The organism is Chroococcus sp. FPU101 (assembly GCF_017312365.1).
GTDB lineage: Bacteria > Cyanobacteriota > Cyanobacteriia > Cyanobacteriales > Microcystaceae > Chroococcus.
Window position 1 is genome coordinate 38291 of sequence record NZ_BLJI01000005.1, and the last position, 25550, is coordinate 63840.

Consider the following 25550-nt stretch of genomic DNA (forward strand, 5'->3'; position numbering starts at 1 on the left):
TTTGATATAGCTCAAATATTAATGATACAAAAATGAAAGAAAATCAGAAAATAAGCTCAACTCAAGAAACTTCATCATTTTGGAAAAGCACGAAGGAAAATCTACAAGTTATTTTTATTGCCCTTGCTTTAGCCTTTTTAATTCGGACTTTTATCGCCGAACCTCGCTACATTCCCTCAGATTCGATGTTACCCACCCTAGAACAAGGCGATCGTTTAGTCATCGAAAAAATGTCATATTATTTTCATCCTCCACAAAAAGGCGATATTGTTGTTTTTGAACCTCCACTACAATTGCAATTACAAGGGTATCAAAAAGATCAAGCTTTTATTAAACGAGTCATTGGTACAGAAGGGGATACAATAACGGTAAACAAGGGAAAAGTCTATGTTAATGAGCAACCTTTAGCAGAAAATTATATTTTAGAGTCACCAAATTATCAGTTAGCCTCATTTAATGTTCCTGCTGATCAATTGTTTGTTATGGGTGATAATCGTAATAATAGTAATGATTCTCATATTTGGGGATTTTTACCTAAAGAAAATGTGATTGGTCATGCAGTTTTCCGCTTTCTTCCTTTTAAAAAGATTGGAGTAATTAATTAAAATAGATTAAAATTTGGTAAGGCTTTGGTCAATCTAAACCTACCTCAAAAATTGATATTCATCAAAAGCGGCTTATGTATGTTTAATCGCTTAATTAAATGGCTATTAATTGCTCTCATTAGCTTGACCATTGCTCTAAATTCCACGTTGGTCACAGCACAAACTTCAACAATAGAACAAGAACAACAAGGTATAAATTTTTATCAAAATTATCAATCTCAACAAGCAATTCAAATTTGGGAACAAGTTTTACAAGTTTATCAAGAAAAAGATGATCAATTTAGTCAAGCTAGAGTCTTAAGTAATTTAGCATTAGCCTATCAGCAAAAAGGAGAATGGGAAAAAGCAGAACAAGCACTTGCACAAAGTTTAAATTTAATTAAATCAGTTAGTGAAACCTCAGTTAATCTATCTTTAATTGCTCAAATATTAAATAATCAAGGCTTAATACAATTAGGTAAAGGGCAAGCAGAACAAGCTTTAGAAACTTGGCAAAAAGCTAGTCAAGCTTATGCTAAAAGCTCGGATAAAATTGGTTATTTACGCAGTCAAGTTAATCAAGCTAAAGCATTAGATTTAATGGGGTTACATTCACGTGCTTGTCAAATTTTAGCAGAAGCTTTACAAGTAGATTTGACAATCTGTTTACCTAATAATTTAGATAAAATACCAAGGTTAGAACACAACAAAAATATAATTATAAAAAAATTAAAACAATTAGAAAATAACATAGATTCAGTTAAATTTACTGCTTGGCATACCCTAGCAAAAGAATTAAGAGAGACCGCGCAACCTGAATTATCACAGATTATTTTACAAAACCTTTTATCACAAGCTAATTCCTCAGAAGACCAAGCTATTATTTTATTGAGTTTAGGAAAAATTTATAGTAGTGAAAAAAACCATAAAATAGCTTTAGACTTTTATCAAAAAGCTGAAATAGAAGCCGTTAATCCTTTAACAAAAGTTTTAATATTACTTCAACAATTAGAGTTATTTCAGGTTACTGAGCAATGGACAGCTATTCCAGATTTAGTTAAAAAGATTTCCTCTAAATTAGAAGAACTACCGATTACTCAAGATGCAATTTATGCTCAAATCAATTTTATTAGTCATTTAATTTTAATCAAAAAAACATCATCTAATATTAACTTACCATCATGGTTAGAACTCGCTAAAATCTCAGCAAATATAGTACAACAAGCAAAGATTATAAACTCACCTAGAATAGAATCTTATGCCTTAGGTAATTTAGGTGCGATTTATGAACAAACGAAACAATTAGATATTGCTCAAACACTAACTGAACAAGCACTTATAATAGCTCAATCTTTAAATACACCCGAAATAATTTATCGTTGGCAGTGGCAATTAGGAAGAATTTTGCATCTTGTAGGTGACCATGAAAAAGCAATTTTTGTTTATAATGAAGCAGTTAATACATTGGAATTACTTAAAAAAGATATAGTTTATACTAATCAAAATATTCAATTTTCTTTTACTTCAACAGTTGAACCCGTATACAGAGAATTAGTCAGTCTTCTTTTGCAACCCGATACAAATGGTAATATTCCTCAAGAGAATCTAATCAAAGCTAGATCTACTATTGAATCTTTACAATTAGCAGAATTAGATAATTTTTTGCAAGAAAACTGTTTAAAAGCACAACCCAAATCAATTGATGAACTTGCTCGAGATGCGGCTGTTATATATCCTATTATTTTACCAGACCGTCTAGAAATTATCCTGAGTCTTCCACAACAACCCCTAAAACGCTATGTTACTCCAGTCCCAAAATCACAACTCACATCGACTGCTTTAAAACTACGTCAAACATTAGTTATACGCAGTCGGCGTGATTTTTATGAACCTGCTCAAAATTTATATCAATGGTTAATACGACCTTTAGAACAAGACCTGAAAAACGCTCAGATAGAAACACTTGTTTTTGTTTTAGATGGTGCTTTGCGTAATATTCCCGTTGGGACTTTATATGATGGAAAGCAATATCTGATAGAAAAATATGAAACAAGTTTAACACCAGGGTTACAATTGTTAAATCCTCAACCTCTACAGCAAACCAGTTTATACACATTAGGTGTAGGTATAACACAAGCAAGAAAGGGTTTTTCACCCCTTTATTATGTTGCTCAAGAGCTAGAAAGCATTCAAGAAAATGTTAAAAGTAGAATTATGCTCAATCAAGCTTTTACATTTCAAGATTTTCAAGAGCAACTTTTAGATAATTCTTTTCCCATTGTTCATATAGCTACACACTCTCAATTTAGTTCAAACTTTGAGCAAACATTTCTCTTATCATGGGATAAAAAAATTAATGTCCGTCAGTTAGAGTCTCTTTTAAAAGGAAAAAGTAATAGCCAAAATAATGCTATTGAATTATTAGTTTTGAGTGCTTGTGAAACAGCTACAGGTGATGAAAAAGCGACTTTAGGTTTAGCGGGTATAGCAGTTCGTTCGGGTGCAAGAAGTACAATAGCAACACTTTGGTCAGTTAATGATGAAGCAAGCGCTGAATTGATGAGAACATTTTATCAAACTTTAGCAGTTGGTAAAAAAACAAAATCACAATCTTTAAGAGAAGCCAAACTAAAATTATTAAGTAACGCTAAATATCGTCATCCTTTTTATTGGTCTGCATATATATTATTAGGGAATTGGTTATAATTGATGAGCCGTAATAATAGTCACTGGATTGAGTGGCGAAAAACGAGTCAATTCACCGACCGTTGTTGAACGAGAAATTTGTACTTGTAATAATTTATATTGCCAGTTATTTTCATTAAACCATAAAAGACTTTGATGAATATTTTCTAAAGTTGCTAAGGCTAGAACAATGATTCCTTTATTTTCTAATTTTTGACTACAAAAGGATAAAATTGTATCCAGTTTACCGCTACTTCCTCCAAGAAAAATCCGATGAGGCGAAGGTAAATTCTCTAAAATATTAGGTGCTATCCCATAAATAGGATTAACATTAGTTACCTTAAATCGTTGACAGTTTTGCTCAATTAAATTAATTCCTATTGCTGTTTTTTCAATTGCATAAATTTGTGAAGATGTACACAATCGAGCGATTTCTATGGAAACTGACCCAGTTCCTGCGCCAATATCCCAAATAATTTGTTTTTCTTGTAAGCTTAATTCTCCTAAAATAATTAATCTAATTTCTCTTTTTGTCATTAAACCTGGACGGTCTTTAAATGCTAAAAAGTTTGAATCTGTTATGCCAAATAAAGGTAAGTTATTGAGATGAATATGATTATTCTCTTGTCGAATTAAAATGACTATATTTAAACCTGCAAAATCATTGTCTGATTTTAAAACTAAATCTTGAGCTAAAAATTGAGTAATTTTTTCTGTTTCACTTTCTAAATTTTCACAAATCCAAAAATTATATTGAGTGGTAATTTCTAAGCTTAAATAAAAGCCAGCGATCGCAACAGGATTATTAACCGAATCAGTCAGAATCGCAATTTTTTCTACCCCTTTTTGTAATAATTGATTTAATTCATCTAAAGCGCGACCATGTACACTGACAATTTGTGCATCATGCCAAGGGACTTTAATCCGATTAAAAGCTAATTGTACAGAATTAAGATGAGGATGAAACTGTAAAATTTCAGATGGAAATTGTTCTAAAAGTAAACGTCCTAAACCAAAAAAAAGCGGATCACCGCTGACTAAAATCACGATTTTTTCTTGATTGAGTAATTGTTCTTGTACTTCAATAAGTGTTTGCTGAATATCCTTTAATACAATTTTTTTAGCAAGATGATTAGGAAAATAGTCTAAATGTCTATTACTTCCTACTAAAATAGTTGCTTCTTCAACTACTTTTCTAACGGTTTCTGTTAATCCTGAAACGCCATCTAAACCAATCCCAACAACATCGATCATGATTTTTCGTTTAATTCTCTTTCTTTCGCCAAAACTAATAGCGCATTAATAATAGCAGAAGCTACTGGAGATCCTCCCTTTCTACCTTCGACTCGAATTTGAGGAATCTTAATTTGTGCCAGTGCTTGTTTAGATTCTACAACAGAAATAAACCCGACGGGAACACCAATAATTAAACTTGGTTGTAATTGAGTCTTATTTATTTCTTTACACAAAGCACGTAAAGCAGTTGGTGCATTTCCAATCACATAAATAGCATCTGGATATTTTTGAAAACACTGTAATAAACCTGTTTCTGTAAGAGTTTTCTCTGGTTCAGGGATTGTTACTTGTTCGACTGCACTAATAATTGGATTTTGAAACGTTTTATTGACTAAAGTACGGATTCCATATTTTACCATCCTAACATCGGTCACAATTGGATAACCCTTTCGTAAACAATCAATTCCAGTTTCAATAGCATCCGAACTAAAATAAAGTAAATTGAGATATTCAAAATCGGCGGTTGCATGAATAATTCGACGGACGATCGTATATTCTGAAGCATTAAATGAATGTTGACCAATTTCTTGATCAATAATGGCAAAACTTTGTTCTAAAATTGGATGATTGAGATTCACTGATATTTATGCGTAACGATGATGAGCAAATCAAGACTATCTTAAACAGTAGCAGAGTTATTGCTGTTGTTGGTCACTCTGATCGACCGTCTCGCGTTAGTTATCAAATTGCACAATTTCTGAAAAAACGAGACTATATTATTTATCCAGTAAATCCCACCATAACATTAATTGATGAGCAAATTTGTTATCCATCTCTAAAAGAAATTCCTGAACCGATTGATATTGTTAATGTTTTTCGTCGTTCTGAGTTTGTCATGGAAGTCGTCGAAGCTGCTATCTCAATTCAAGCAAAAACAGTATGGACGCAAATCGGGATCTATGAGGCAAACGCCGCCCAAAAAGCCATAAAATCAGGGTTAAATGTCATTATGGATCGGTGTATCAAAGTAGAATACCTCAGACTACTTGCATAACAATTCTTTACAATGAAAATAATAGACTTATACATTTCATAGATAAAAATCATATGCAACTGACTTACTTTGATAGCAACTCATGGTTAATTGAACTGGGTGGAAAACGAATTTTACTCGATCCTTGGTTAGTAGGAGACTTGACATTTGGGAACTTAAGCTGGCTATTTCGCGGGAAAAAAACGAGTTCACACCCTATCCCCGAAAATATCGACTTAATCTTACTCTCACAAGGATTAGAAGATCATGCTCATCCCCCAACCTTAAAACAACTTGATCGTAATATTCCTGTTGTTGCGTCTCCGAATGCCACAAAAGTCGTGAAAGAATTGGGATATACTCAAATTACGACGCTCGCACATCAAGACAAATATATCTTTGAAAATGTCATTGAAATCAAAGCAGTTCCAGGTTCTCCAGTCGGGCCAACACTCGTCGAAAATGGTTATATTCTAAAAGCATTAGATAGTGGCTTAAGTCTATATTACGAGCCACATGGCTATCATTCCCAAACGATTAAAGAATTTTCACCGATCGATGTCATTATTACACCGATTGTTAATTTAAAACTACCTGTAGTAGGTGCTGTCATTAAAGGAGAAAAAAACGCCTTAGAAGTCTGTCAGTGGCTAAAACCGCAAGTTATTTTACCTACGGCTGCTGGAGGAGATATTAACTTTGAAGGACTACTCAACTCACTTTTAAGCACAGAAGGAAGTTCCGAGCAATTTCAAAAACAACTTCAAGAAAATCATTTATCTACCCAAGTTTTAGAGCCAAAATCGGGAGAAAAAGTAGCACTAGATTTAAAACCCGTCATTTCTTATTAAATTATGAGTTTTAGCTTCACACTGTGCAAGTTCTCTAATATTAAATAGTAAGAAATTATTTCAATGAGGTCATCACTTCTTTTTTTGTCTCCCCTAATCTTGCTAAAATATCGGAAAGATAAAAAAGGAATGAACCCTGATGGCCCTTGATCCACTCAGCGATGAACAAATCGAGCAATTAGTGAATACTTGTCACAGTATTGCAACGGCTCATCTAAACATCACTCAAAGAATTGATGACCTAACCAAACAAGTTTATCAAGTGGAACACCATCAGGGATTAATGGCACGCGCACAAACCAGCTTTCTGACGATATTTGAAAAAATCGAACAACAACAAGAAAAATTAATCGAAGCACAGGAAATATTAACGAGTAATCAATCTAATTTAGCCAATGCAGTCAAACAATTAGCGGATTCTCAATTACAATTAACTCGCTTTGTCGAACGTCTAGACGATAAATTATCTTCAACAAGTGCAGCGATGGAAAGACTAGATCGAATTATTGATTATTTGATGCGACAAAACAATACAAAGACTGATTCAAATGGAGCGCAAGATAGTTAAACTAAAAGCGAAAGAGCAGAAATCATGTTTAGATTAACTGCTCTTTTTATTCAGACGGTTTGGTAACCTATGAGACGGATTTGGGGAATCTTCCATAAAGTTTTACTAGGAGGTTTATCATCGAGGCTGTCCCCTTCTTGAATAGGGACTAACATAGAATCAGTAGAACGAACAGTCATGTGACCTTTAGTATAAGCATCGCGCAACTGACGACCGAATTTCCATGCTTGATATTTTGCAACAGTCCAACGTGGATTAGAGGGATAGCCTGCAAAGCCAGAGCGTAGAGCAGCGTAGTTTTCTGGTAGGATCTGGGTGTTTACATAAATGCAATCCGTTAAATCTGCAACGTTGGGGCTTTGAGGCTTTTGGACTCTTAACATAAATGTCACCCCGAAAGTTGTCATTATCAACACATATCCTGAGTGGATATTCCTACATCATATTACAAATTATTACGCTTGTCGATGATCTCGATCACTAAATTACCGTATAAATATGGACAATAACCGAAAATGCAAGGATTACTGTTCACCAAAACGGTAACCTTTCCCGTAGACAGTATGAATGAGTGGACTTTCTGCCTCAATCTCGATTTTTCGCCTCAAAAGACGAATCAACGCAGCTAACACATTACTATTTGGTGCTTCTTGTTCTGTCCACAAATGTTGATAGATTTGTTCATGAGTCAGAAGTTGATCCGCATGACTCATTAAATACGCTAAAAGTTGTGTTTCTTTTTCCGATAAACTAATCACTCTGCCATGACGATAGGCGATTTGGTTTTCTGAATCTAGCTCTAAATCCGCAATTTTTAGCTTTCCATTGGGATTTGCTTCAAAATTGGGAGAACGACGGAGTAAGGCTCTAACTCTGGCTAATAATTCCCGTAACTGAAACGGTTTAACAATATAATCATCCGCACCTGCATCTAAACCCAAAACGCGATCGTCTATTGTATCTTTTGCCGTTAAAATTAAAACAGGGGTTAAATTACCTTGGCTTCGGATCTTTTTACAAATTTCTACTCCCGATTGATACGGTAACATCCAATCAAGAATCATTAGATCATATATGTTTTGTTGCGCTAAATTTAGACCATCAGTACCATTATCCGCAATTTCAACTTGATAGCCCTCCTGTGACAAAACATGACTCAGAGGTTCAGTTAATTCTGTTTCGTCATCAACTAAAAGAATTTTCATCTAGACTTTTTTAACCTTCTGATGTTTGGATGGAATGAAGATTTAAGAATAAGACATCATCATTATACAAATATGAATTCCCTTGTTTTAGAAAAGTTAGAAGCATTAAAACACTTATTATCCCAGATGGAACGGGCGTTAATCGCCTACTCAGGTGGTGTCGATAGTACCTTGATGGCGAAAGTTGCATATGATGTTTTGGGTGAAAAGGCACTTGCTATTACTGCGGTTTCCCCTTCACTACTACGCGAAGAACTCGAAGAAGCAATCGCACAAGCTGATTATATCGGAATTAAACAAGAATTGATCGAAACAATGGAGATGCAAAACCCAAACTACACCTCAAATCCCGTCAATCGATGCTATTTTTGTAAAAGCGAACTCCACGACACCTTAAAGCCATTAGCAGTACAAAGAGACTATCCTTATGTCATCGATGGGGTAAATGCCGATGATTTACAAGATTATCGCCCAGGTATCCAAGCAGCAAAAGAACGCGGAGTGCGATCGCCATTAGCTGAATTAGGCATTACTAAAGCAGAAGTACGACAAATCTCACAATATTTAGGGCTACCTTGGTGGGATAAACCCGCGCAACCTTGTCTTAGTTCTCGTTTTCCCTATGGTGAAGAAATTACCATTAACAAATTACAACGAGTTGGACGCGCTGAAATCTATTTACGCAAACTCGGTTATCGTAGTCTCAGAGTACGTTCTGATGGCGAAACTGCAAGAATAGAATTACCATCCGAACAAATTCAAGATTTTATTCTTAAAACAAATCTTTCTGATTTAGTTTCATCTTTTCAACAGTTTGGCTTTACTTATGTCACCCTTGATTTAGAAGGTTATCGTAGTGGTAAGTTAAATCAAGGAATTCGTTAATCTCTGTTTATTTCGTTTATTTTATCTATTTTTTCCTGTTATTGATCTACTAAATGAGTTTCATTATAGTAGATTTTCTGTTTTCTGATGGTGTATTAAAACAATAAAATGTAATAGAACTTTTAGGCATTTTAAGCAAATTAAATCAAAAATTTTAGACGCTGTATTCTAATCAGAATCAAGTTTTCCAGTCATCTCAGTAAAAACACCGAACATTGATACTTAAGATGCCTAAAATTGCTGGTACGGCTTTGTAATTAGGAACATACTGAGACTAGAACTTATAAAACTCTTACCTTAATACACAAATGAACCACGAACAGTTAGAGCGAGGCATTATTCTAACGCCATTTCAACGTAAACACTTGACCAAAAGCTTAGAAACCGACTTAAGTCAAGAATATCGGCAGCGTATCGAAATTATGCTTTTAGCAGATCAAGGATACACTCAAACCCAAATCTGTAAAACTTTGGGATGTTGTCAAGATACGGCTCGTTACTGGATAGCGATCGCAAAATTAGGTCAAGCGCATCAATGGAGTGAAGGTAGAATTGGTCGTCCCAAAGTAATTGACGAATCATACTTAAATCGACTGAGGGAGTTAGTCAACCGTAGTCCCCGTGAATTTGGCTATTCTTTCGGACGTTGGACGGCTCAATGGTTGAGTAAACATCTATTCAAAGAAACAGGAATTCAAACCAGCGATCGACATATTAACCGTCTCCTCAAAACAATGGGACTGTCTACACGCCAAAACAAAGCAGTTGAACCCGAAAACCAAAACGTATCAAACAGCAGATTTGTGATTGAAGATTTATCAACGTCTTCCCATACTAATCATCTAATTCCTGTGAGCCACATTAACCCGACATGGTTTCCAATATCTGAATAGCCGAAGCACCATTAAAAAACTTGAGCAATAAAAGCATATGGTTCAGCAAACTTTTAATCGATCCAAACAACTGAGTCAATATCTCGCTCAAACATTAGGAGTTACTCTTTCAGAAACAGAATTAGCGACGTGTTACCAGCAAATGCACATCCTAGAACTCAGTGCAGGTAAGCGGTTTTGGCAATCAACGACAGGCCCATTCGGGCTTTATATTGTTCTAGCAGGAAAAGCCAGATTACTCGACTCAGCTGATAATTTAATCACCTCGCTTAGTACAGGTGAATTATTTGGTGAATCAGCACTTTTTCCAGAACTCAAATATCAACCCCATGCGGTTCGAGCTTCAGTCAATTTAAAACTTTGCTACCTAAACGATGAATACATCCAACACTTAATTCATCGTTATCCTGCTATTCGCCATCATCTCTATCAACAAGCAAGACGTTTACAGAACAAACTTTCAGAAACAGAGCCACCAGTCCATTCTAATACTCGCGCCGTCCCCTCTTTTAATCAACATCACTCAAAAAAAATCGCTAAAGCCTATTTTCCCAAACCTAGCGTACAAGTCAAACAATTGTGGCAACGGATGACTCAACGCTATCCCTTTTTTGCACAACAAAGCGTATCAGATTGTGGAGCCGCTTGTCTAGTGATGGTAGGACGTTACTGGGGTAAGCACTTTAATATTAATCGTCTGCGAGACATGGCTAATGTCAACCGCAATGGCTCATCTTTAAAAGGTTTAGCCGCAGCAGCAGAAAGCATCGGGTTTAGCAGTCGTCCCGTGAAAGCCAGCCTTAACAAACTCGCTCAACAAACCTTACCTGCGATCGTTCATTGGGAAGGAAAACACTACATAGTCGTTTACAAAGTAACACGCGATCGGGTCATTGTTGCTGATCCTGCCATTGGTTTACTGTGTTTGACTCATACACAATTCCAAGATGGTTGGACTGGCTATACATTGTTACTACAACCGACAGCAAACTTTAAAGACACGGATGAAACGAGTACACCCCTGTGGCAAATCTTTGATTTAGTTAAACCCCATTGGCTAGTACTGTTAGAAGTATTGATCGCTTCCATCTTTATTCAAATTTTTGGACTCATTACACCCCTATTAACTCAGTTATTGTTAGATCGAGTCGTCGTACAACGTAGCCATCTCACCCTCACCGCAATAGGATTAGGATTACTGATCTTCGGATTGTTTCGGGTTGCTCTAACTGGACTACGGCAATATCTCCTCGAACACACAGCGAATCGAGTCGATTTAACCCTAATTGTCGGTTTTATTAGCCATACCTTCCGTTTACCCCTAAATTTCTTTGAATCCCGTTATGTTGGCGATATCATTTCCCGCATCCAAGAAAATCGAAAAATTCAGCGTTTCCTAACAGGTGAAGCTCTATCTATTTTTCTGGATTTACTCACTGTATTCATCTATTTCGCCTTAATGTTTTGGTATAGCTGGAAAATTGCCTTACTGGTATTGGTCATGGTGCCACCGTTTATTTTACTGGCACTCCTCGCTACACCTTTCTTACAAAGAGTTTCCCGCGAGATCTTTAATGCTTATACCGCAGAAACGGGATATTTAATTCAATCCCTCACAGGTATCCGTACCGTTAAATCAATGGCGGTTGAACAGATGGTACGCTGGCACTGGGAGGAACTTTTTGGCAAATCAACCAAAACGAACTTTTCTGGACAGGTTATTGGTAATACACTTCAGATTTTTAGCTCAACAATAGAAGCTGTTATCACCGCCGCTTTACTCTGGTTTGGCGCGTGGCTAGTCATTCAAAATGAACTAACGATCGGTCAATTGGTTGCGTTTAATATGTTACTGGGTAACGTCATTCGTCCTTTCCAAAGAATAATTGTACTATGGAATGAACTACAAGAGGTGATGATTGCCCTTGAACGGATACACGATGTAATCGATGCCCCACCTGAAGAAGACATACAGCACCAGTTCCGCCAATTTATACCCCCCATTTGTGGACAAATTCGTTTTCAGTCTGTCACCTTCCGCTACCATCCTGAAAGTGAGACAAACACCCTAGAAAATATTAATTTTGAGGTACAGCCAGGGCAAACGGTTGCACTTGTCGGGCGTAGTGGTTCGGGAAAAACGACGATTTCTAAGCTGATTTTAGGGCTTTATCCGACCACTGAAGGAAAGATCTTGATTGATGGTTATGATGTGGCGAGTTTAGATCTGCGATCGCTACGTCAGCAAATCGGTGTAGTTGACCAAGATACATTTCTCTTTGGTGGTACCATTCGTGACAACATTAGTCTCGGTCATCCTGAAGCCGCCCTAACAGAAGTGATCGAAGTCGCGCAACTGGCTGGCGCACATCAATTTATCACCGATCTACCGATGGGTTATGAAACACAAATTGGTGAAGGGGGTGGAATGCTTTCAGGTGGACAACGACAACGCCTTGCGATTGCCCGCGCACTTCTGGGAAATCCTAGACTACTGATTTTAGACGAAGCAACCAGTAGCCTTGATGCAGAATCAGAAAGAATTATTCAAACCAATCTCAACACCATTCTGCAAAACCAAACCACCTTTATTATTGCTCATCGTCTTTCTACAGTCCGCAATGCTGATTTGATTTTAGTTTTAGATCGAGGGGTTGTCGTTGAACAGGGAAACCACGAGGAGTTAATGACTCGGCGTGGTCATTATTTCTACCTTAACCAACAACAATTAATGAGTTCTCAATTATGACAAACCAACTAAGTAAACATCCACCTACAGAGGATTGGTCTTCTTTAACTCAAGAATTGATCGATACTTTCCCCCGCATTTGGACACGAGGATTATTATATTGTTTAATGCTGTTTCTTGCGATCGCTTTACCTTGGGCGATGTTTTCAAGAGTCGATGAAACGGGAACCGCTAGAGGACGACTAGAACCAAAAGGCAAAACCATTAAACTTGATGCACCTGTCGCCGAAACTGTATCAGCAGTAATGGTGAAAGAAGGTGAAGCCATCAAAGCGGGACAGCGTTTGCTTTCACTAGAATCAGAAATTGTCAGTACAGAACTTGTCGAACAACAGCAAAAATTAGAAGGTCAACAAAATCGGCTCACTCAGTTAGAATTACTCAAAAATCAGCTAATACAAGCAAATCGAACCCAAGAACAACAAAATCAAGCCCAAATCCTAGAAAAACAAGCCCAAATCGAGCAAGCACAGCAAAATCTTAAAGCTCTCAAATTGGCTTATTCCATCCAAAAAGATGAAAAACAATCCCAAATTGATCAAGCTAAACAAGACTTAGCTAAAAACAAAATTGCTCATAACTTAGCTGACATCAATTTGAAAGGCGCACGGGAAAAATACCAACGTTACAGACAAGCCTTAGAAGATAGCGTAATTTCAAGAGATCGTTATCTAGAAGTAGAGCAGTCAGTAAAAGAAAACTCAGAACGACTAACACAAGCTCAATTTGATATTATTCAGTCTGAATCACGCTTTAGAGAACAACAAAATAGTTATGAGCGAGCAATGAGTCAAGCACAAGCAGAAATCGTTCAATCTCAACTACGACTCAAAGAACAAGAAGGAAGTTCAGAAAGTTTGATTTATTCTGGCCAACTGGCACTCCTCAAAAGTCAAGAACAACTCAAAAATCTTGAAACAGAAATCACCACACTAACCGCAGAAATCGCCCAAATTCAAAGTCAGATCGAGTCTTTAAAATTTCAACTGAGCCAACGGGTTTTAAAATCACCAGTAGACGGTATCGTTTTTCAGTTATCGGTCAAAAATGCTGGAGTCGTCGTTAAATCGGGAGATGCGATCGCAGAGATTGCCCCTACTGGAACTATTTTAGTCTTACGGGCGCAAATGGCAACCACAGAAAGCGGCTCATTACGGGTCGGGATGCCTGTCAAAATGAAGTTTGATGCTTATCCATTCCAAGACTACGGCATTGTTGAAGGCAAGTTAAGCGATATTTCCCCCACTTCCAAGGTAACGCAAACGGAGCAAGGACAGGTCACAACTTTTGATTTAGAAATTGAGCTTCAACAGACTTGTCTTCCAACCGCTAAAACCTGTGTTCCCCTTACCCCAGGACAGACAGCAACAGCAGAAGTCATCGTACGACAACGAAAACTGATTGATTTTGTCCTTGATCCTTTTAAAAAGTTACAAAAAAGCGGTTTAGATCTCTAAAGGTATATTATGTCTAAAATTCTTTCTGTTTCTCACGACGAAATTATCCATCAAGTCAAACTCTCAAGCCAACTTCCAGAAATTCTTAATGCGATCGTAGCACGTCAAGTTATTACGACAGCCGCCGCTACAGCAGGTCTAAAAATCGAAACGGAAGAACTACAGCAAGCCGCAGATACCATTCGAGTCGCCAACAACCTCCACCGCACTGAGGATACTTGGACATGGCTGCAAAAACAGAATTTATCTTTAGATGAGTTTGAAGAAATGGTATATACGACTCTTCTGTCGACCAAATTAGCTCATCACTTATTTACAGATCAAGTTGAACCCTTTTTTATAGAACATCAACTGAACTACACTCAGGTTGTTATTTATGAAGTCATTTTAGATGATCCTGATCTAGCTCTAGAACTGTTTTACGCACTGCAAGAAAAGGAATTAGAGTTTTATCAAATCAGCCGTGAGTATACGCAAGATTTAGAATTACGTCGTAGAGGTGGATATCGCGGTTTACTGCATCGTAGTGATCTTAAACCAGAGATCTCTGCTGCTGTTTTTGCCTCCTCCCCCCCACAATTACTTAAACCTATTATTACTGCACAAGGCGTTCATCTAATTTTTGTTGAAGAAATCATTCAACCACAGTTAAATTTAACTTTGCGTCACCAAATTCTGTCTACTCTTTTTTCTAATTGGCTACAAGAACAAATCAAGCAATATGAAGCAATTTTAATCAGTAATTTTTGAAGAATATCTAATTTTGGACTTAATTACTGCAAAATAAATGAAAACTAGAACAACAGATAACTTGTAGGATTTTGGTGACCAAACCCTTACGATATGTAGTCAGTATTTATGAATTTGGTATTAGTGAATAAAGCACGCAGAGTTATAAAATCTTCCAATTTATAAATCTAGTTTAATAGAAAAAATCACTAAAAATTAAGACATAATTAGTTTATTTAGTGCTGATAAATTCAGTTATTACTCTTGTAATTTCAAATTTATTGATAGAAAATAAAATTAATTACTAAAAGCTTAGTAATTAAATTATGAATCTACTAACCCTATTAAAGGAAAATAAGATGTTCAAAAAACGAATTCTTGAAACTGACGAGACTTTAACAACTTTATCCGAGAAAGAAGTTAGAGCAATAATGGGAGGACTCAAAATCAAAAGAGCAGATGTGATTGTAGTCTTACCACCCACAGATTTACTTAATTACTAACCACACTAACAAATTTAGAGGAAAAGAAAATGCAAGCCAAACATAGAAACCAAATTGAACTTTCTGATTTGATCACCGACGCTATTTCTAATGCTGTAGAACGACGGAATCAAGTTCAAGAAACAGAAGAATCGTTAACAACTTTGTCAGATGATGAAACCAGTGCAATTATGGGCGGACTGACTTCAGGTGCATCCGTTCCTGTGGTGAAAACGCCAATTATTGCAGGCTATTTTCCGATACCTGGACAAGAAGTCGCTTAGACAATTTTTGCTCAAGTTAGCTGAGGCTTAATATATGGATACTACTACTGCTCAAAAAACCCTTTGTCCCAGTGCGCGGCCCGAATTACCCGAAAGCGTCGTATTTGGGGTCATTGGTGGAACGGTAGATAAACCTCATGTAACGTACTTACCTCAGTCTCAACCGATTACAAATGATTTGATAGCCATGTCTGCACCAGTCACACCAACTGAAATTCTGCGGACGGCGGCCCCTTGTGCGGCTCTGGGGTGTCAGCATTTTGACGGTACAGACTGTCGTTTGGCGAAGCGAATTGTCGAACAATTACCGACTGTAACCGAACAACTTCCACCTTGTTCTATCCGTAAAGACTGTCGATGGTGGCAACAAGAAGGAAAAGCGGCCTGTATGCGTTGTCCCCAAGTAATCACAGATAACTATTCTGCGTCTGCACAAATGCGTCAAGCGGCAGCACCAACGGTCTAGCATATCTTTTAGTTTAAATAATAATGATCGCTTACTCAGGTCAAACTGAAATAGCGATCATTTTTTGCTATTTTTATACCAAATCTATAAATACTGACTACACATCCTAAGGGTTTGATTACCAAAGCCCTACAATCTATTGTCTTCTTAAAAAGAAATGGTATTATTTTTTTAAAAACTGTAAATGTTTAGACTAAAATAATTTAGATATATCTGATTATTTAAAGTTAAATTCTGTTTTTTATAATGATTTATTGTATAACTAAATTAGTTGAGTGAAAAGCTCACAATCAATTAACAAATGGAGAGAAATCACAATGTCTAGTATCACAATTTCTAACTTACAACCTACTGGTTTAAATCTGTTTTCTGATGATGAAGGTTATTTGAATGACTTAACAGATACAGAACAAAATATTCAAGGTGGTCTACCGATTTGGTGGTTAGGAGCAGCAACGGCTACGTTAGGTGCCTTTACAGTTGGCTTTGCTGGTGCTGCACTCTATTACAGTAGTGCAAAATGTAGCATCTAAATGAACATACAAAATAACAACAGTTGTTATTAGTTGATGAACATTCTAGTTTAAATTCAAGCGATCGCTATTTCTATTTTTCTTGAGATAGCGATTTTTTTAATGATAATTAATTGATTTAAGACCTAACTCATTTATTTAAGTCTAAAAAAGCAGTTTTAGACTCTTGAATAATCGCTTTATTTTTTATAAAACTAAATTAAATAGATTTATTTAGGAGATGATTAAAAATGGCTAGTATCCAAATTAATAATTTAAACCCCACTGGTTCTGACTTATTTTCTAACTCAGAAAGCTATCTAAATGATTTAGATGAAAGTGAAGAATTAGGAATTCACGGCGGAATGTGGATGTACATAGCAGGTGTAGCTGGCGTAATTACTTGTTCAGCTATGTTTGGTTGCTAAAATTCTACTCACTGTTTTGGTTGGCATTTGTCGTCATACTCACAACATTTGTTTTATTAAATGTATTTGTATGGCGGCAACTTCAATTATCTTGTTTCAAATAATCAAAAGGATTAACAATGGAATTTGTATTAAACACTCAAAATGTTTTCGACTACTTAGTTCAGCAAGGACTTTGTACACAAGCAGAACTAAATTTAGGACAAGTCGAGTTAAAAACGGCGAAAAATTTTAATTTGTTGTTGGAATTATCTAATGCTAGAAAACTACTGGTTAAACAAGAACGACCTAATAAAAAGAAAACAAGGGGCGAACTGGTTAATGAATGGCGATTTCATGAATTTTTAGAACAGTTTAGTGAACTCAATCAGATTCGTTCATTTTTTCCAGAGATTCTTCATTTTAATGTAGATGATTCAGTAATTGTTCTTAAATATTTTGATGACTATTGTGATCTATCTGAATTTTATGCTCAAGAAAAAAACTTTGATACAGAGATCGCTACTTTAATCGGAACTCTCTTAGCAACAATTCATCGCACGACGTTTGAGCATCAAGCGTATCAAAATTTCTTTGAAAAAGATATTTCTAATGACACTTCTAAACCTTTTTGGACACTAGGACGACTCACACCCGAAATATTTGGCCATTATTCGGCTGATATTCTCAAATTTTTTAGCCTATATCAACGTTATAACAGCCTTACTCAAGCGATCGCAGATTTGACAACTAATGCTTTTAATCCTTGTTGCTTGGTTCATAACGATCTCAAGTTAAATAACATCCTACTTCATGTAAACTGGGAACAAACTTCGCTAGAACCTATACGATTAATAGATTGGGAGCGTTGTAGTTGGGGTGATCCAGCATTTGATTTAGGAACTTTAATCGCCAGCTATTTAGGTCTTTGGTTAGGTAGTCTGGTGGTTAGCACCAGCATTAATCTTGAAGAATCTCTGCGTTTAGCGATGATTCCCTTAGAGGAACTTCAACCATTGATCGCAGCGTTGACAGTTGCATACTTAAAGCAGTTTCCTCAAATTTTAGCTTCTCAATCAGATTTCTTACACAGAGTCATACAATTTACAGGTCTTGCTTTGATTCAACAAATTCAATCCACCATTCAGTATCAAAAAGCTTTCAATAATACAGGAATCTGTACCCTACAAGTTGCTAAAAGCTTACTGTGCAATCCCGTCCAATCTATTTCTACTGTATTCGGCCAATCTGAATCAGAACTGATCGCTAATAGTTGTTTATCTATTTAGTAGGAACTCATTACTATGCAATTACTTAATATTGATTCTAAAATTTCTCCTCATCTAGTGGAAACTCTGCAAGACATTGCCAGTCAGGTTGAAATTCAGTCTAACTTCTGCATTCGTCATCCCAAGTATCAAACGCTTGAATTACCTGAAAAAGCAGTTACCTATTTTCAACGCATCCCAGTTGAACTAAAACATAAGTATCTCAATCTACAATTACAAAGCTTTCTCTATGGTGTCTATTACAATGGTTCGATGCGATCAACTTTAACCCCTAAATCTAATACAGAAAACAATACGCTACTAGGGATTGATTTAGAATTTTACGATCATTTACATCAAAGTAATCATGGTCAAGGATATTTTGACTCAGGTTGGCTGGTGGTGCAAGAAGAAAGTGATGGAACTTTAGCAGTTACTAAAAAAGGACTAACACTGCATATTGAGCGAGCGTATCATCTTATCAATCCACAATCGGCTGTCGGTGATCTTGTTGCGATCCGAATGCCGAAAAATCTGATGCAGAATGGTTTCTATGTGGCTGTTGGTAACGCTGGAACTGATGAGAGAAATCAACCACAGGCTAATAGTGTGACGGTTCGCATCTACTTCCATTTAATCGCAGAGGGAGCCGTTGCGGTGATGGATAGCCTGACACAGCACTTAAACGATCTTAAAATTCCTTTTAGCTTTAAGGTGTTGTATAGTCCAGATGAATATCAACGCTATGACTCAGGGGTTCTCTACTTTGAGCGTAGTTACTATCCAACTGTCAGACAAGTCTTACAAACCGTTTATCTAGAAAATCAGATCTACTTTCGAGAACAAATCCCTTTGTTTACGAAGCCACTTGCACTAGGGTTAGCATTAGCCGAGGAACCTGATTATAAATTTACCAAACAAGAAAGTTTTGGCATGAATCGCTGTCAAATGATTGCAAATGGACTGTTACAATCTTGGTACAAAAGAGAATCTTCACCTGAGCATCGATTAGCTTCAATCCTCGAACAGTTCTCATCCCTCGGTATTAAATTAGAATGTCCTTTTTTAAATGCTGATTCTGAGGATATTTACTTACCTTTAAGCGTTTTATGAATTGGGTCATCAATCATCAGTTACCAGTAATCAGTATGCAAGTTTTATTGACTGATTACTGTTTACTGTTTTCTAGCCTCTTCTCATGCGTAGACCTTCTTGAAATCCACGAGTATAATCAGGTGAATTACGAGGATTATCATATTTCGCCCCATTAAAACCATCTTGCCGACCTCTAGTAAATTCTTGTTCTGGAGGGACAAAACCGTATCTTTGTCTTCTTTGGTTTTGGGAGTTATTAATTAATATTGCTGAACCCGCACCTACACCAGCACCGAGCATAAAATTACCAAAATTGGCACTTGCAGGAGCCGTAAAGAAGGCTGAACCCGCACCTAAAGCAGTTAAAGTACTTAAACTAATTGCAGTAATTTTGTTCATAGAACACCTCAAATTTTGTACATTAAATAAATTGCAGTCAAGGATTTGTTCAAAATTTATTTGGCATTAGCAGGCAGAACCGATAACCAACCATTTAGAGTAGCAGAAACGATCATCGGTTGATTATTGACCATGCCAAATCTAAGGATATCAGTACCAGAAGTCAAAACCGTTGAACCTTGAGAAGTGGTGATCTGGTCTGTAGTATTAAGAGTAGCGATCGCAAAATTTCCATCAGTAGAGATATCTACTTCTGCTGATTCATTTAGCGTTGTACTCGCATTTCTAAATTGAGCCGCTTTTGTTAATAAATCACGATGCTCCTCAAGACCTTGTACATTAACCGTGAGTCGTCCAGAGTCAGTTTGTACGGTCACTTCTGTATAAGCAAAAGGCGCAATGTATTTTAACATTCCGTCAATATCTTCTTTTTCTCTGGCTGCTTTCAAATCTTCTAATATTTTAAGAATGGCTGCTTCAGTAATTTTATTAGTAGCTTGGGCTACCATTTGAGAATTAGAAGATTGAAGTGGCGAAGCGATGATCGGCAAATTCGGAAAACTAACATTGAGTAAACAAAATGTTAAACAACCAGACAGTAGTCGATGACCAAACATTAACTCAACTCCTCAACAAAAATTAATATTATACAAGTTACACACACACTGAATAGTATAAGATTAGGTAGTCATGGGCCAAGACAATATTTAATGAAAGTTACAGATTTTGTCATCTAACTTAAGCTATAAAAATCTGCTATAACAATTAATCATAATGCTACTATCAACACATCGTATGCTGCGTTCAATCTCTAATCCTCTAGTCAGTTTGACCATCGCCACATCATTGCTAGTGACTGCTTGTAGCGAACCCGAAAAAAGAGCCACAGGGCCACAAGCTGTACCCGTTAAACTACAAACGCTAAAAGATGATAATTTAATCGTTAGTAGTGAATATGTCGGTACCTTAGAAGCCGTACAAAGAGTTAATTTAGCCTTTAAAACCAGTGGACGCATTTCTAAAATTTATGTCCAGGAAGGCACCCAAGTTAGGCAAGGTCAACCCATTGCAGAGTTAGAACCCGATCAACAAAGAGACAATGTTAATGCAGCAGTCGGACAAGTGAACATTGCTAAAGCTAATCTCACCAACGCAGAAGCCCAACTAAGACAACGACAGGCCGAGAGAGATGCCACACAAACGACGATCGCTCAACGTCAAGCTGATATTGCTGGAGCCAAAGCCAGTTTATTGAATAGAGAAGCCGAAATCAGTAGCCGAGAAGCAGATCTTCAAGAATCTTTGGCGAATGTCGCTCTGGCTCAAAAAAACTATGAACGGGCTGTTTTTCTAGTCAAAGAAGGAGCGCAAGCTACACAGGATCTCGATGATCGCTCTCGTGCCTTAGCCGTAGCCAGAGCTAATGTAGATTCAAGACGTAAACAAAAAGAAGCAGCGATCGCCTCAAGAGATGAAGCCAAAGCGCAACTCAACGCCGCACAAGAAGCTTATAATAACGCCGTCAAAAACGTAGCCGCCGCCAATCAACAGGTTAGCGGTGCCGCAGCAGGTGTGAACAGTCAAAGAGCAAGTGTGAGTCAAGCTCAAGCTCAACTTTCCTCAGTGGGTCAAGATTTAGCATTCACAACCCTAAAAGCTCCCATTGCTGGTGTTGTGGGCAGTTTTAATCGGAACAAAGTAGGAGATTTTTTAAATACGGGTCAAGTGTTGACCACAATGACTAATAACGGAGCCTTTAATCTTAATATTTATATTCCGACAGAATATCGAGATCAGCTTCGTGTTGGTTTACCTGTAGAAGCAGTTAACCAAAAAACTAACAAGGGCGTCAGAGGGCGGATTACCTTTATTTCGCCGACAGTCGATCAAAACACACAAGCAATTTTAACTAAAGTTACTTTTAACAACGATGGCAGTTTACGAGATGATCAATATGTCAAAGTGCGAGTGATCTGGGATGAAAAACCAGGTGTTTTAGTCCCAACGACTGCTATTACCAGTTTGGGGGGACAGAAATTTGTTTTCGTCGCAGAAAATAACAAAACTGATGATGGCAAAGAAACTTTAGTCGCAAGACAAAAACCCATATCTGTCGGAACCATTCAAGGGCAAGCTTATCAAGTTTTAAGCGGCGTGAATCCTGGTGAAAAAATCGTACTAACGCGACTCTTAGATTTACGAAATGGGAGTGCGATCATCGATGAATCTGTGGGACAAAAACAAGCTGTTAAACCATAAATGTGTTCTAAAATCACTTTTTTTAAATTGGAGCAGGTTAAGATGCTTGATCAGTTCTACTCAATAATTGGATAACGCTATATATCGATGATCATCTTTATTTACTTTTAATAAAATATTATGATTTTCTCCATTTCAACCGCTTTTATTAAACGACCTGTTCTGACAACAGTTATCAGTATTGTGACGATACTGCTCGGAATGATTTGCCTCGCTCTTTTACCTCTTGACAAATTGCCGCAAATTGCCCCGCAACAAGTCACTGTATCAGCTAACTACATTGGTGCCGATGCTAAGACAACCCTTGATAACGTGACGACAGTTATTGAACGGGAAGTTAATGGGGTAGAAGATGCCAGATGGATGGGATCTAATACGAGCAACTATGGAGAAGCAACGATTAATGTTTCTTTTCCAGTGGAAAAAGATGTCGATATCGCTCAAGTATCCGTCCAAAATAGGGTCAGTCAAGCAAATTCTAACCTTCCTTCTGTTGTACAACAAACAGGTGTAACGACCGAGAAGCAATCACCTAGTTTTACTTTGGTGTACTCTTTCTTTTCAGACAAAGGGGAGAATGGTCAATATCTCTACGATCCAATATTTATCAATAACTATATTGATCGCTTCATCTGGAACGAGATCAGAAAAATCTATGGCGTAGGAAGCTTGGCGATGATTGGCGGAGATACTTACGCAATGCGGATCTGGCTCGATCCCTCTCGTCTAGCTGCCCGAGGACTTACAGCAAGCGATGTTGTTAGTGCCATACAAGAGCAGAATTTTGAGGTAGGAGCAGGACGCATCGGATCTAATCCCGCACCCACTGACCAACAGTTTGAAATCCCCTTACGAATGGTGGGACGCTTCAGGACGGAAGAAGAGGCGAATAATATCGTGATTCAAGTCGGTAACAACGGCTCTTTAACTAGAATTAGGGATGTTGGACGAACCGAATTAGGAAGTAATACTTACGTCACGCAAGCATCGGTTGATGGTAGACCAGGTGTAACTTTAGTTATCTATCAATTACCTGGAACAAATGCACTAGATACAGCCAATGCCATTAAAGCCAAAATGGCCGAGTTACAAGAAAGTTTCCCACCTGGCTTAGAAGTAGATGTGACGGTTGATAATACTCTGTTTATTACGGCTTCACTCGAAGATCTAGCAATTACCCTCGCTCAAGCGATCGGACTGGTTATTTTAATTATCTTTATTTTCCTCCAAGATTGGCGGACTACATTGATTCCAGCCCTTGCCATTCCAATATCTTTAATTGGTGCCTTGATTGGCTTAAAGGCGTTTGGATTCTCACTAAATCAGTTGAGTTTATTTGCTTTGGTCTTAGCAGCAGGTTTAGTTGTAGATGACGGGATCGTTGTTGTTGAAGCGGTTTCTAATAAGTTAGCTCAAGGGATGCGACCTCTACAGGCATCAATTGACGCAATGGAAGAACTATTTGGGGCAATCATTTCAACCACTTTAGTTTTATTGGCTGTGTTCATTCCCGTAACTTTTTTCCCAGGAACGACAGGCATCGTCTATACACAGTTTGCGATGGTGATTGTCTTTTCAATCTTAGTTTCTACCCTCAATGCGCTAACCTTCTCACCCGCGTTGTCGGCGATTTTATTGCGTCCAGGAACTCAGGGACATGGGCCTTTAGCCATTTTTTTTAGAAAGTTCAACCACAGTTTTGATTGGTTTAAAAACCGATACACAGGCTTGATCGAATTTTTCGTAAAGATCCGATATTTAATGATGGTGTTGTTTATCGGTGGTTTAATCGGAACATACTTAATTTATGTGGGACTCCCACAAGGTTTTATCCCAGAAGAAGATCAAGGCTATTTACCCGTTATTGTCGAAGCACCCCCTGGCGTATCTTTAGGCTACACAGCCAAGGTAGGGGAAAAAGTGATTAAAATCGCTCAATCACTGCCAAATAGCGAGAAAAATATCGAATCAGTCGTAGCATTAACGGGATTTTCCTTTGATGGTGCTAATAGTAACAAAGCCGTAGTTTTCGTCAAACTATCTGAATGGAGTGAACGCCCAGGGGCAGAAAATTCTGCATTTGGTATAATTCAACAGCTTAATCAACGTTTTGCTAGAGAAATTAGTGAGGCTAGAGTTTTTGCGGTGAATGCACCTGCTGTTGATGGTTTGAGTAGTTTCGGCGGTCTTGAAATGTACATTCAAGACAGACAATCGAGAGGGATGGAGGCTTTAATCGATAATACGCGGCGGCTCATGGCGGCGGCTAATCAAAGACCCGAAATTGCCAGAGCTTTTACCACCTTCACGTTCGATAGCCCGATGTTAGAGATTAATATCGATCGCGAAAAAGTTAAAGCGCAAAATGTAGCTTTTAATGAAGTTCTCAGAACAGTACAAACCTACTTTGGTTCCAACTTTGTTAATCAATTTGTGTTGGATGGGCGGCTTTATCGGGTGTTTGTCCAAGCGGATACAGATGAACGCGCTAATCCTCAAGATCTAAATCGGGTCTATGTGCGTTCCTTAAATGGCGGACTGATTCAATTGAGCAATATTGTTACAGCGACACCAACAACCTATCCGCCGATTTTAACCAATTACAACACCTATCCAGCGATTAAAATCAACGCTACTCCCGCCCCGGGTTTTAGTTCTGGACAAGCGATTCAAGTGATGGAAGAAGTCGCACAAGAGACATTACAGCCTGGCTTTGGCTTTGAGTGGACTAATACAGCTTATGAAGAAAGAGCCTCAGCAGGTGCAGCACCGATTGTATTCGGTTTAGCTTTTGTGATGGCGTTCCTCGTTTTGGCCGCTCAGTATGAAAGTTACATCGATCCCCTGATTGTTATGCTGACGGTTCCGCTATCGATTTTAGGCGCGTTAGGGATGATTTGGTTACGAGCAACCTTTGTCCAAACAAGCGGGATTTGGCCGATTCTCGATAATAATATGTATGCTCAGGTGGCGTTAGTTATGCTCATTGGTCTAGCAGCTAAAAACGCCATTCTAATCGTAGAATTTGCTAATCAATCTTTAGCACTGGGGATGAGTATTCCCCAAGCGGCAGTTTATGCAGCAAGTGAACGCTTTCGACCGATTCTGATGACGGCGATTTCTGGATTAGTGGGTTTTGCACCTTTGTTATCTGCGTCTAGTGTAGGTTCAGTCAGCCGATGGTCACTTGGAACAGCCGTTTTTGGCGGATTGGCTCTAGCAACTGTTTTGAGTATGTTGTTAGTCCCGATTTTGTATATCGTGATCAAAACTTTTGAACACAATATATTGAATGGCGGAAAAGGTGGTAAACCTCCTCAATCTCGTTCTAAAGAACCACCAAAACCACCCACGCAACCAAAAGAAAAAGAAATTACAACTCTTAACGTTCCCTTGCAAAATGAGTAAATAAATATGTTTAAAAATTGGACATTTGATGATTGGATGAATCACATTCTTTTTACTCTAACTGTGGTGTTACTGGTTTACTCATTTGTATTTCT

General features: G+C 37.6%; 25 protein-coding genes. 19 read left to right on the plus strand and 6 right to left on the minus strand.

Annotated features, from left to right (window positions below):
• Positions 1 to 32 precede the first annotated feature (32 nt).
• Positions 33 to 605, plus strand: coding sequence for a signal peptidase I (lepB, locus tag CFPU101_RS07320; RefSeq protein WP_206814676.1), 573 nt, complete (start codon positions 33 to 35; stop codon positions 603 to 605).
• Positions 606 to 683: 78 nt separating this feature from the next.
• The gene (locus CFPU101_RS07325; protein ID WP_206814677.1) at positions 684 to 3290 is read left to right on the plus strand and encodes a CHAT domain-containing protein; all 2607 of its coding nucleotides are present in this window, start codon (positions 684 to 686) and stop codon (positions 3288 to 3290) included.
• Here CFPU101_RS07325 and cbiE read toward each other — a convergent pair.
• Positions 3285 to 4523, minus strand: coding sequence for a precorrin-6y C5,15-methyltransferase (decarboxylating) subunit CbiE (gene cbiE, locus CFPU101_RS07330; RefSeq protein WP_206814678.1), 1239 nt, complete (start codon positions 4521 to 4523; stop codon positions 3285 to 3287). The genes CFPU101_RS07325 and cbiE overlap by 6 nt on opposite strands.
• Positions 4520 to 5143 carry a cobalt-precorrin-8X methylmutase gene (locus CFPU101_RS07335; protein WP_374191936.1) on the minus strand — a complete coding sequence of 208 codons (624 nt, stop codon included), beginning with the start codon at positions 5141 to 5143 and terminating at the stop codon, positions 4520 to 4522. The genes cbiE and CFPU101_RS07335 overlap by 4 nt, the downstream gene beginning before the upstream one ends.
• A gap of 8 nt (positions 5144 to 5151) precedes the next feature.
• Between CFPU101_RS07335 and CFPU101_RS07340 the strand changes: the two genes are divergently transcribed.
• From CFPU101_RS07340 to CFPU101_RS07350, 3 genes are all read left to right on the plus strand, one after another.
• Positions 5152 to 5559, plus strand: a complete 408-nt coding sequence (locus tag CFPU101_RS07340; RefSeq protein ID WP_242577810.1) for a CoA-binding protein — start codon at positions 5152 to 5154, stop codon at positions 5557 to 5559.
• Between the two features lie 53 nt (positions 5560 to 5612).
• Positions 5613 to 6389, plus strand: coding sequence for an MBL fold metallo-hydrolase (locus tag CFPU101_RS07345; RefSeq protein WP_206814679.1), 777 nt, complete (start codon positions 5613 to 5615; stop codon positions 6387 to 6389).
• A 139-nt stretch (positions 6390 to 6528) separates the two neighbouring features.
• Positions 6529 to 6957 carry a hypothetical protein gene (locus CFPU101_RS07350; RefSeq protein WP_206814680.1) on the plus strand — a complete coding sequence of 143 codons (429 nt, stop codon included), beginning with the start codon at positions 6529 to 6531 and terminating at the stop codon, positions 6955 to 6957.
• Between the two features lie 50 nt (positions 6958 to 7007).
• On the opposite strand, the gene CFPU101_RS07355 is transcribed toward CFPU101_RS07350, so the two are convergent.
• Together CFPU101_RS07355 and rppA are read right to left on the minus strand one after the other, a co-directional pair.
• On the minus strand, positions 7008 to 7340 hold the full coding sequence (locus tag CFPU101_RS07355; RefSeq protein WP_206814681.1) for a hypothetical protein: 333 nt from the start codon (positions 7338 to 7340) through the stop codon (positions 7008 to 7010).
• A 141-nt stretch (positions 7341 to 7481) separates the two neighbouring features.
• Positions 7482 to 8162, minus strand: a complete 681-nt coding sequence (rppA, locus tag CFPU101_RS07360; RefSeq protein WP_206814682.1) for a two-component system response regulator RppA — start codon at positions 8160 to 8162, stop codon at positions 7482 to 7484.
• 72 nt (positions 8163 to 8234) lie between these two features.
• Here rppA and larE point away from each other — a divergent pair, with 72 nt between their 5' ends.
• The 12 genes from larE (at position 8235) to CFPU101_RS07420 (ending at position 19407) form a co-directional block, all read left to right on the plus strand.
• Positions 8235 to 9047, plus strand: a complete 813-nt coding sequence (larE, locus tag CFPU101_RS07365) for an ATP-dependent sacrificial sulfur transferase LarE (RefSeq protein ID WP_206814683.1) — start codon at positions 8235 to 8237, stop codon at positions 9045 to 9047.
• A 308-nt stretch (positions 9048 to 9355) separates the two neighbouring features.
• Complete coding sequence (locus CFPU101_RS07370; protein WP_206814684.1) at positions 9356 to 9940, plus strand: helix-turn-helix domain-containing protein; 585 nt, start codon at positions 9356 to 9358, stop codon at positions 9938 to 9940.
• 37 nt (positions 9941 to 9977) lie between these two features.
• Entirely contained in the window at positions 9978 to 12689 is a 2712-nt protein-coding gene (locus CFPU101_RS07375; RefSeq protein ID WP_206814685.1) for a peptidase domain-containing ABC transporter, read from the plus strand.
• Positions 12686 to 14146, plus strand: coding sequence for an HlyD family efflux transporter periplasmic adaptor subunit (locus tag CFPU101_RS07380; protein WP_206814686.1), 1461 nt, complete (start codon positions 12686 to 12688; stop codon positions 14144 to 14146). Before CFPU101_RS07375 ends, CFPU101_RS07380 begins: the two co-directional genes overlap by 4 nt.
• Positions 14147 to 14155: 9 nt before the next feature.
• On the plus strand, positions 14156 to 14896 hold the full coding sequence (locus CFPU101_RS07385; RefSeq protein WP_206814687.1) for a peptidylprolyl isomerase: 741 nt from the start codon (positions 14156 to 14158) through the stop codon (positions 14894 to 14896).
• A gap of 338 nt (positions 14897 to 15234) precedes the next feature.
• A complete protein-coding gene (locus CFPU101_RS07390; protein ID WP_206814688.1) occupies positions 15235 to 15378 on the plus strand; it encodes a hypothetical protein in 144 nt (47 codons plus the stop codon).
• 29 nt (positions 15379 to 15407) lie between these two features.
• Positions 15408 to 15641 carry a hypothetical protein gene (locus CFPU101_RS07395; protein ID WP_206814689.1) on the plus strand — a complete coding sequence of 78 codons (234 nt, stop codon included), beginning with the start codon at positions 15408 to 15410 and terminating at the stop codon, positions 15639 to 15641.
• A 34-nt stretch (positions 15642 to 15675) separates the two neighbouring features.
• Positions 15676 to 16107 carry a nitrogen fixation protein gene (locus CFPU101_RS07400; protein ID WP_206814690.1) on the plus strand — a complete coding sequence of 144 codons (432 nt, stop codon included), beginning with the start codon at positions 15676 to 15678 and terminating at the stop codon, positions 16105 to 16107.
• A gap of 317 nt (positions 16108 to 16424) precedes the next feature.
• Entirely contained in the window at positions 16425 to 16640 is a 216-nt protein-coding gene (locus CFPU101_RS07405) for a hypothetical protein (RefSeq protein ID WP_206814691.1), read from the plus strand.
• Positions 16641 to 16870: 230 nt separating this feature from the next.
• Positions 16871 to 17047 carry a hypothetical protein gene (locus CFPU101_RS07410; RefSeq protein ID WP_206814692.1) on the plus strand — a complete coding sequence of 59 codons (177 nt, stop codon included), beginning with the start codon at positions 16871 to 16873 and terminating at the stop codon, positions 17045 to 17047.
• A gap of 119 nt (positions 17048 to 17166) precedes the next feature.
• The gene (locus tag CFPU101_RS07415; RefSeq protein ID WP_206814693.1) at positions 17167 to 18315 is read left to right on the plus strand and encodes a phosphotransferase; all 1149 of its coding nucleotides are present in this window, start codon (positions 17167 to 17169) and stop codon (positions 18313 to 18315) included.
• Between the two features lie 15 nt (positions 18316 to 18330).
• Positions 18331 to 19407, plus strand: coding sequence for a T3SS effector HopA1 family protein (locus CFPU101_RS07420; protein ID WP_206814694.1), 1077 nt, complete (start codon positions 18331 to 18333; stop codon positions 19405 to 19407).
• A 72-nt stretch (positions 19408 to 19479) separates the two neighbouring features.
• On the opposite strand, the gene CFPU101_RS07425 is transcribed toward CFPU101_RS07420, so the two are convergent.
• Positions 19480 to 19788, minus strand: coding sequence for a hypothetical protein (locus CFPU101_RS07425; protein ID WP_206814695.1), 309 nt, complete (start codon positions 19786 to 19788; stop codon positions 19480 to 19482).
• Positions 19789 to 19844: 56 nt separating this feature from the next.
• Positions 19845 to 20405: a hypothetical protein gene (locus CFPU101_RS07430; RefSeq protein WP_206814696.1), complete on the minus strand. Its 561-nt coding sequence runs from the start codon at positions 20403 to 20405 to the stop codon at positions 19845 to 19847.
• 157 nt (positions 20406 to 20562) lie between these two features.
• Between CFPU101_RS07430 and CFPU101_RS07435 the strand changes: the two genes are divergently transcribed.
• Both CFPU101_RS07435 and CFPU101_RS07440 read left to right on the plus strand, forming a co-directional pair.
• Positions 20563 to 22047, plus strand: coding sequence for an efflux RND transporter periplasmic adaptor subunit (locus CFPU101_RS07435; RefSeq protein ID WP_242577811.1), 1485 nt, complete (start codon positions 20563 to 20565; stop codon positions 22045 to 22047).
• 120 nt (positions 22048 to 22167) lie between these two features.
• Positions 22168 to 25455: an efflux RND transporter permease subunit gene (locus tag CFPU101_RS07440; protein WP_206814697.1), complete on the plus strand. Its 3288-nt coding sequence runs from the start codon at positions 22168 to 22170 to the stop codon at positions 25453 to 25455.
• Positions 25456 to 25550: the final 95 nt, after the last annotated feature.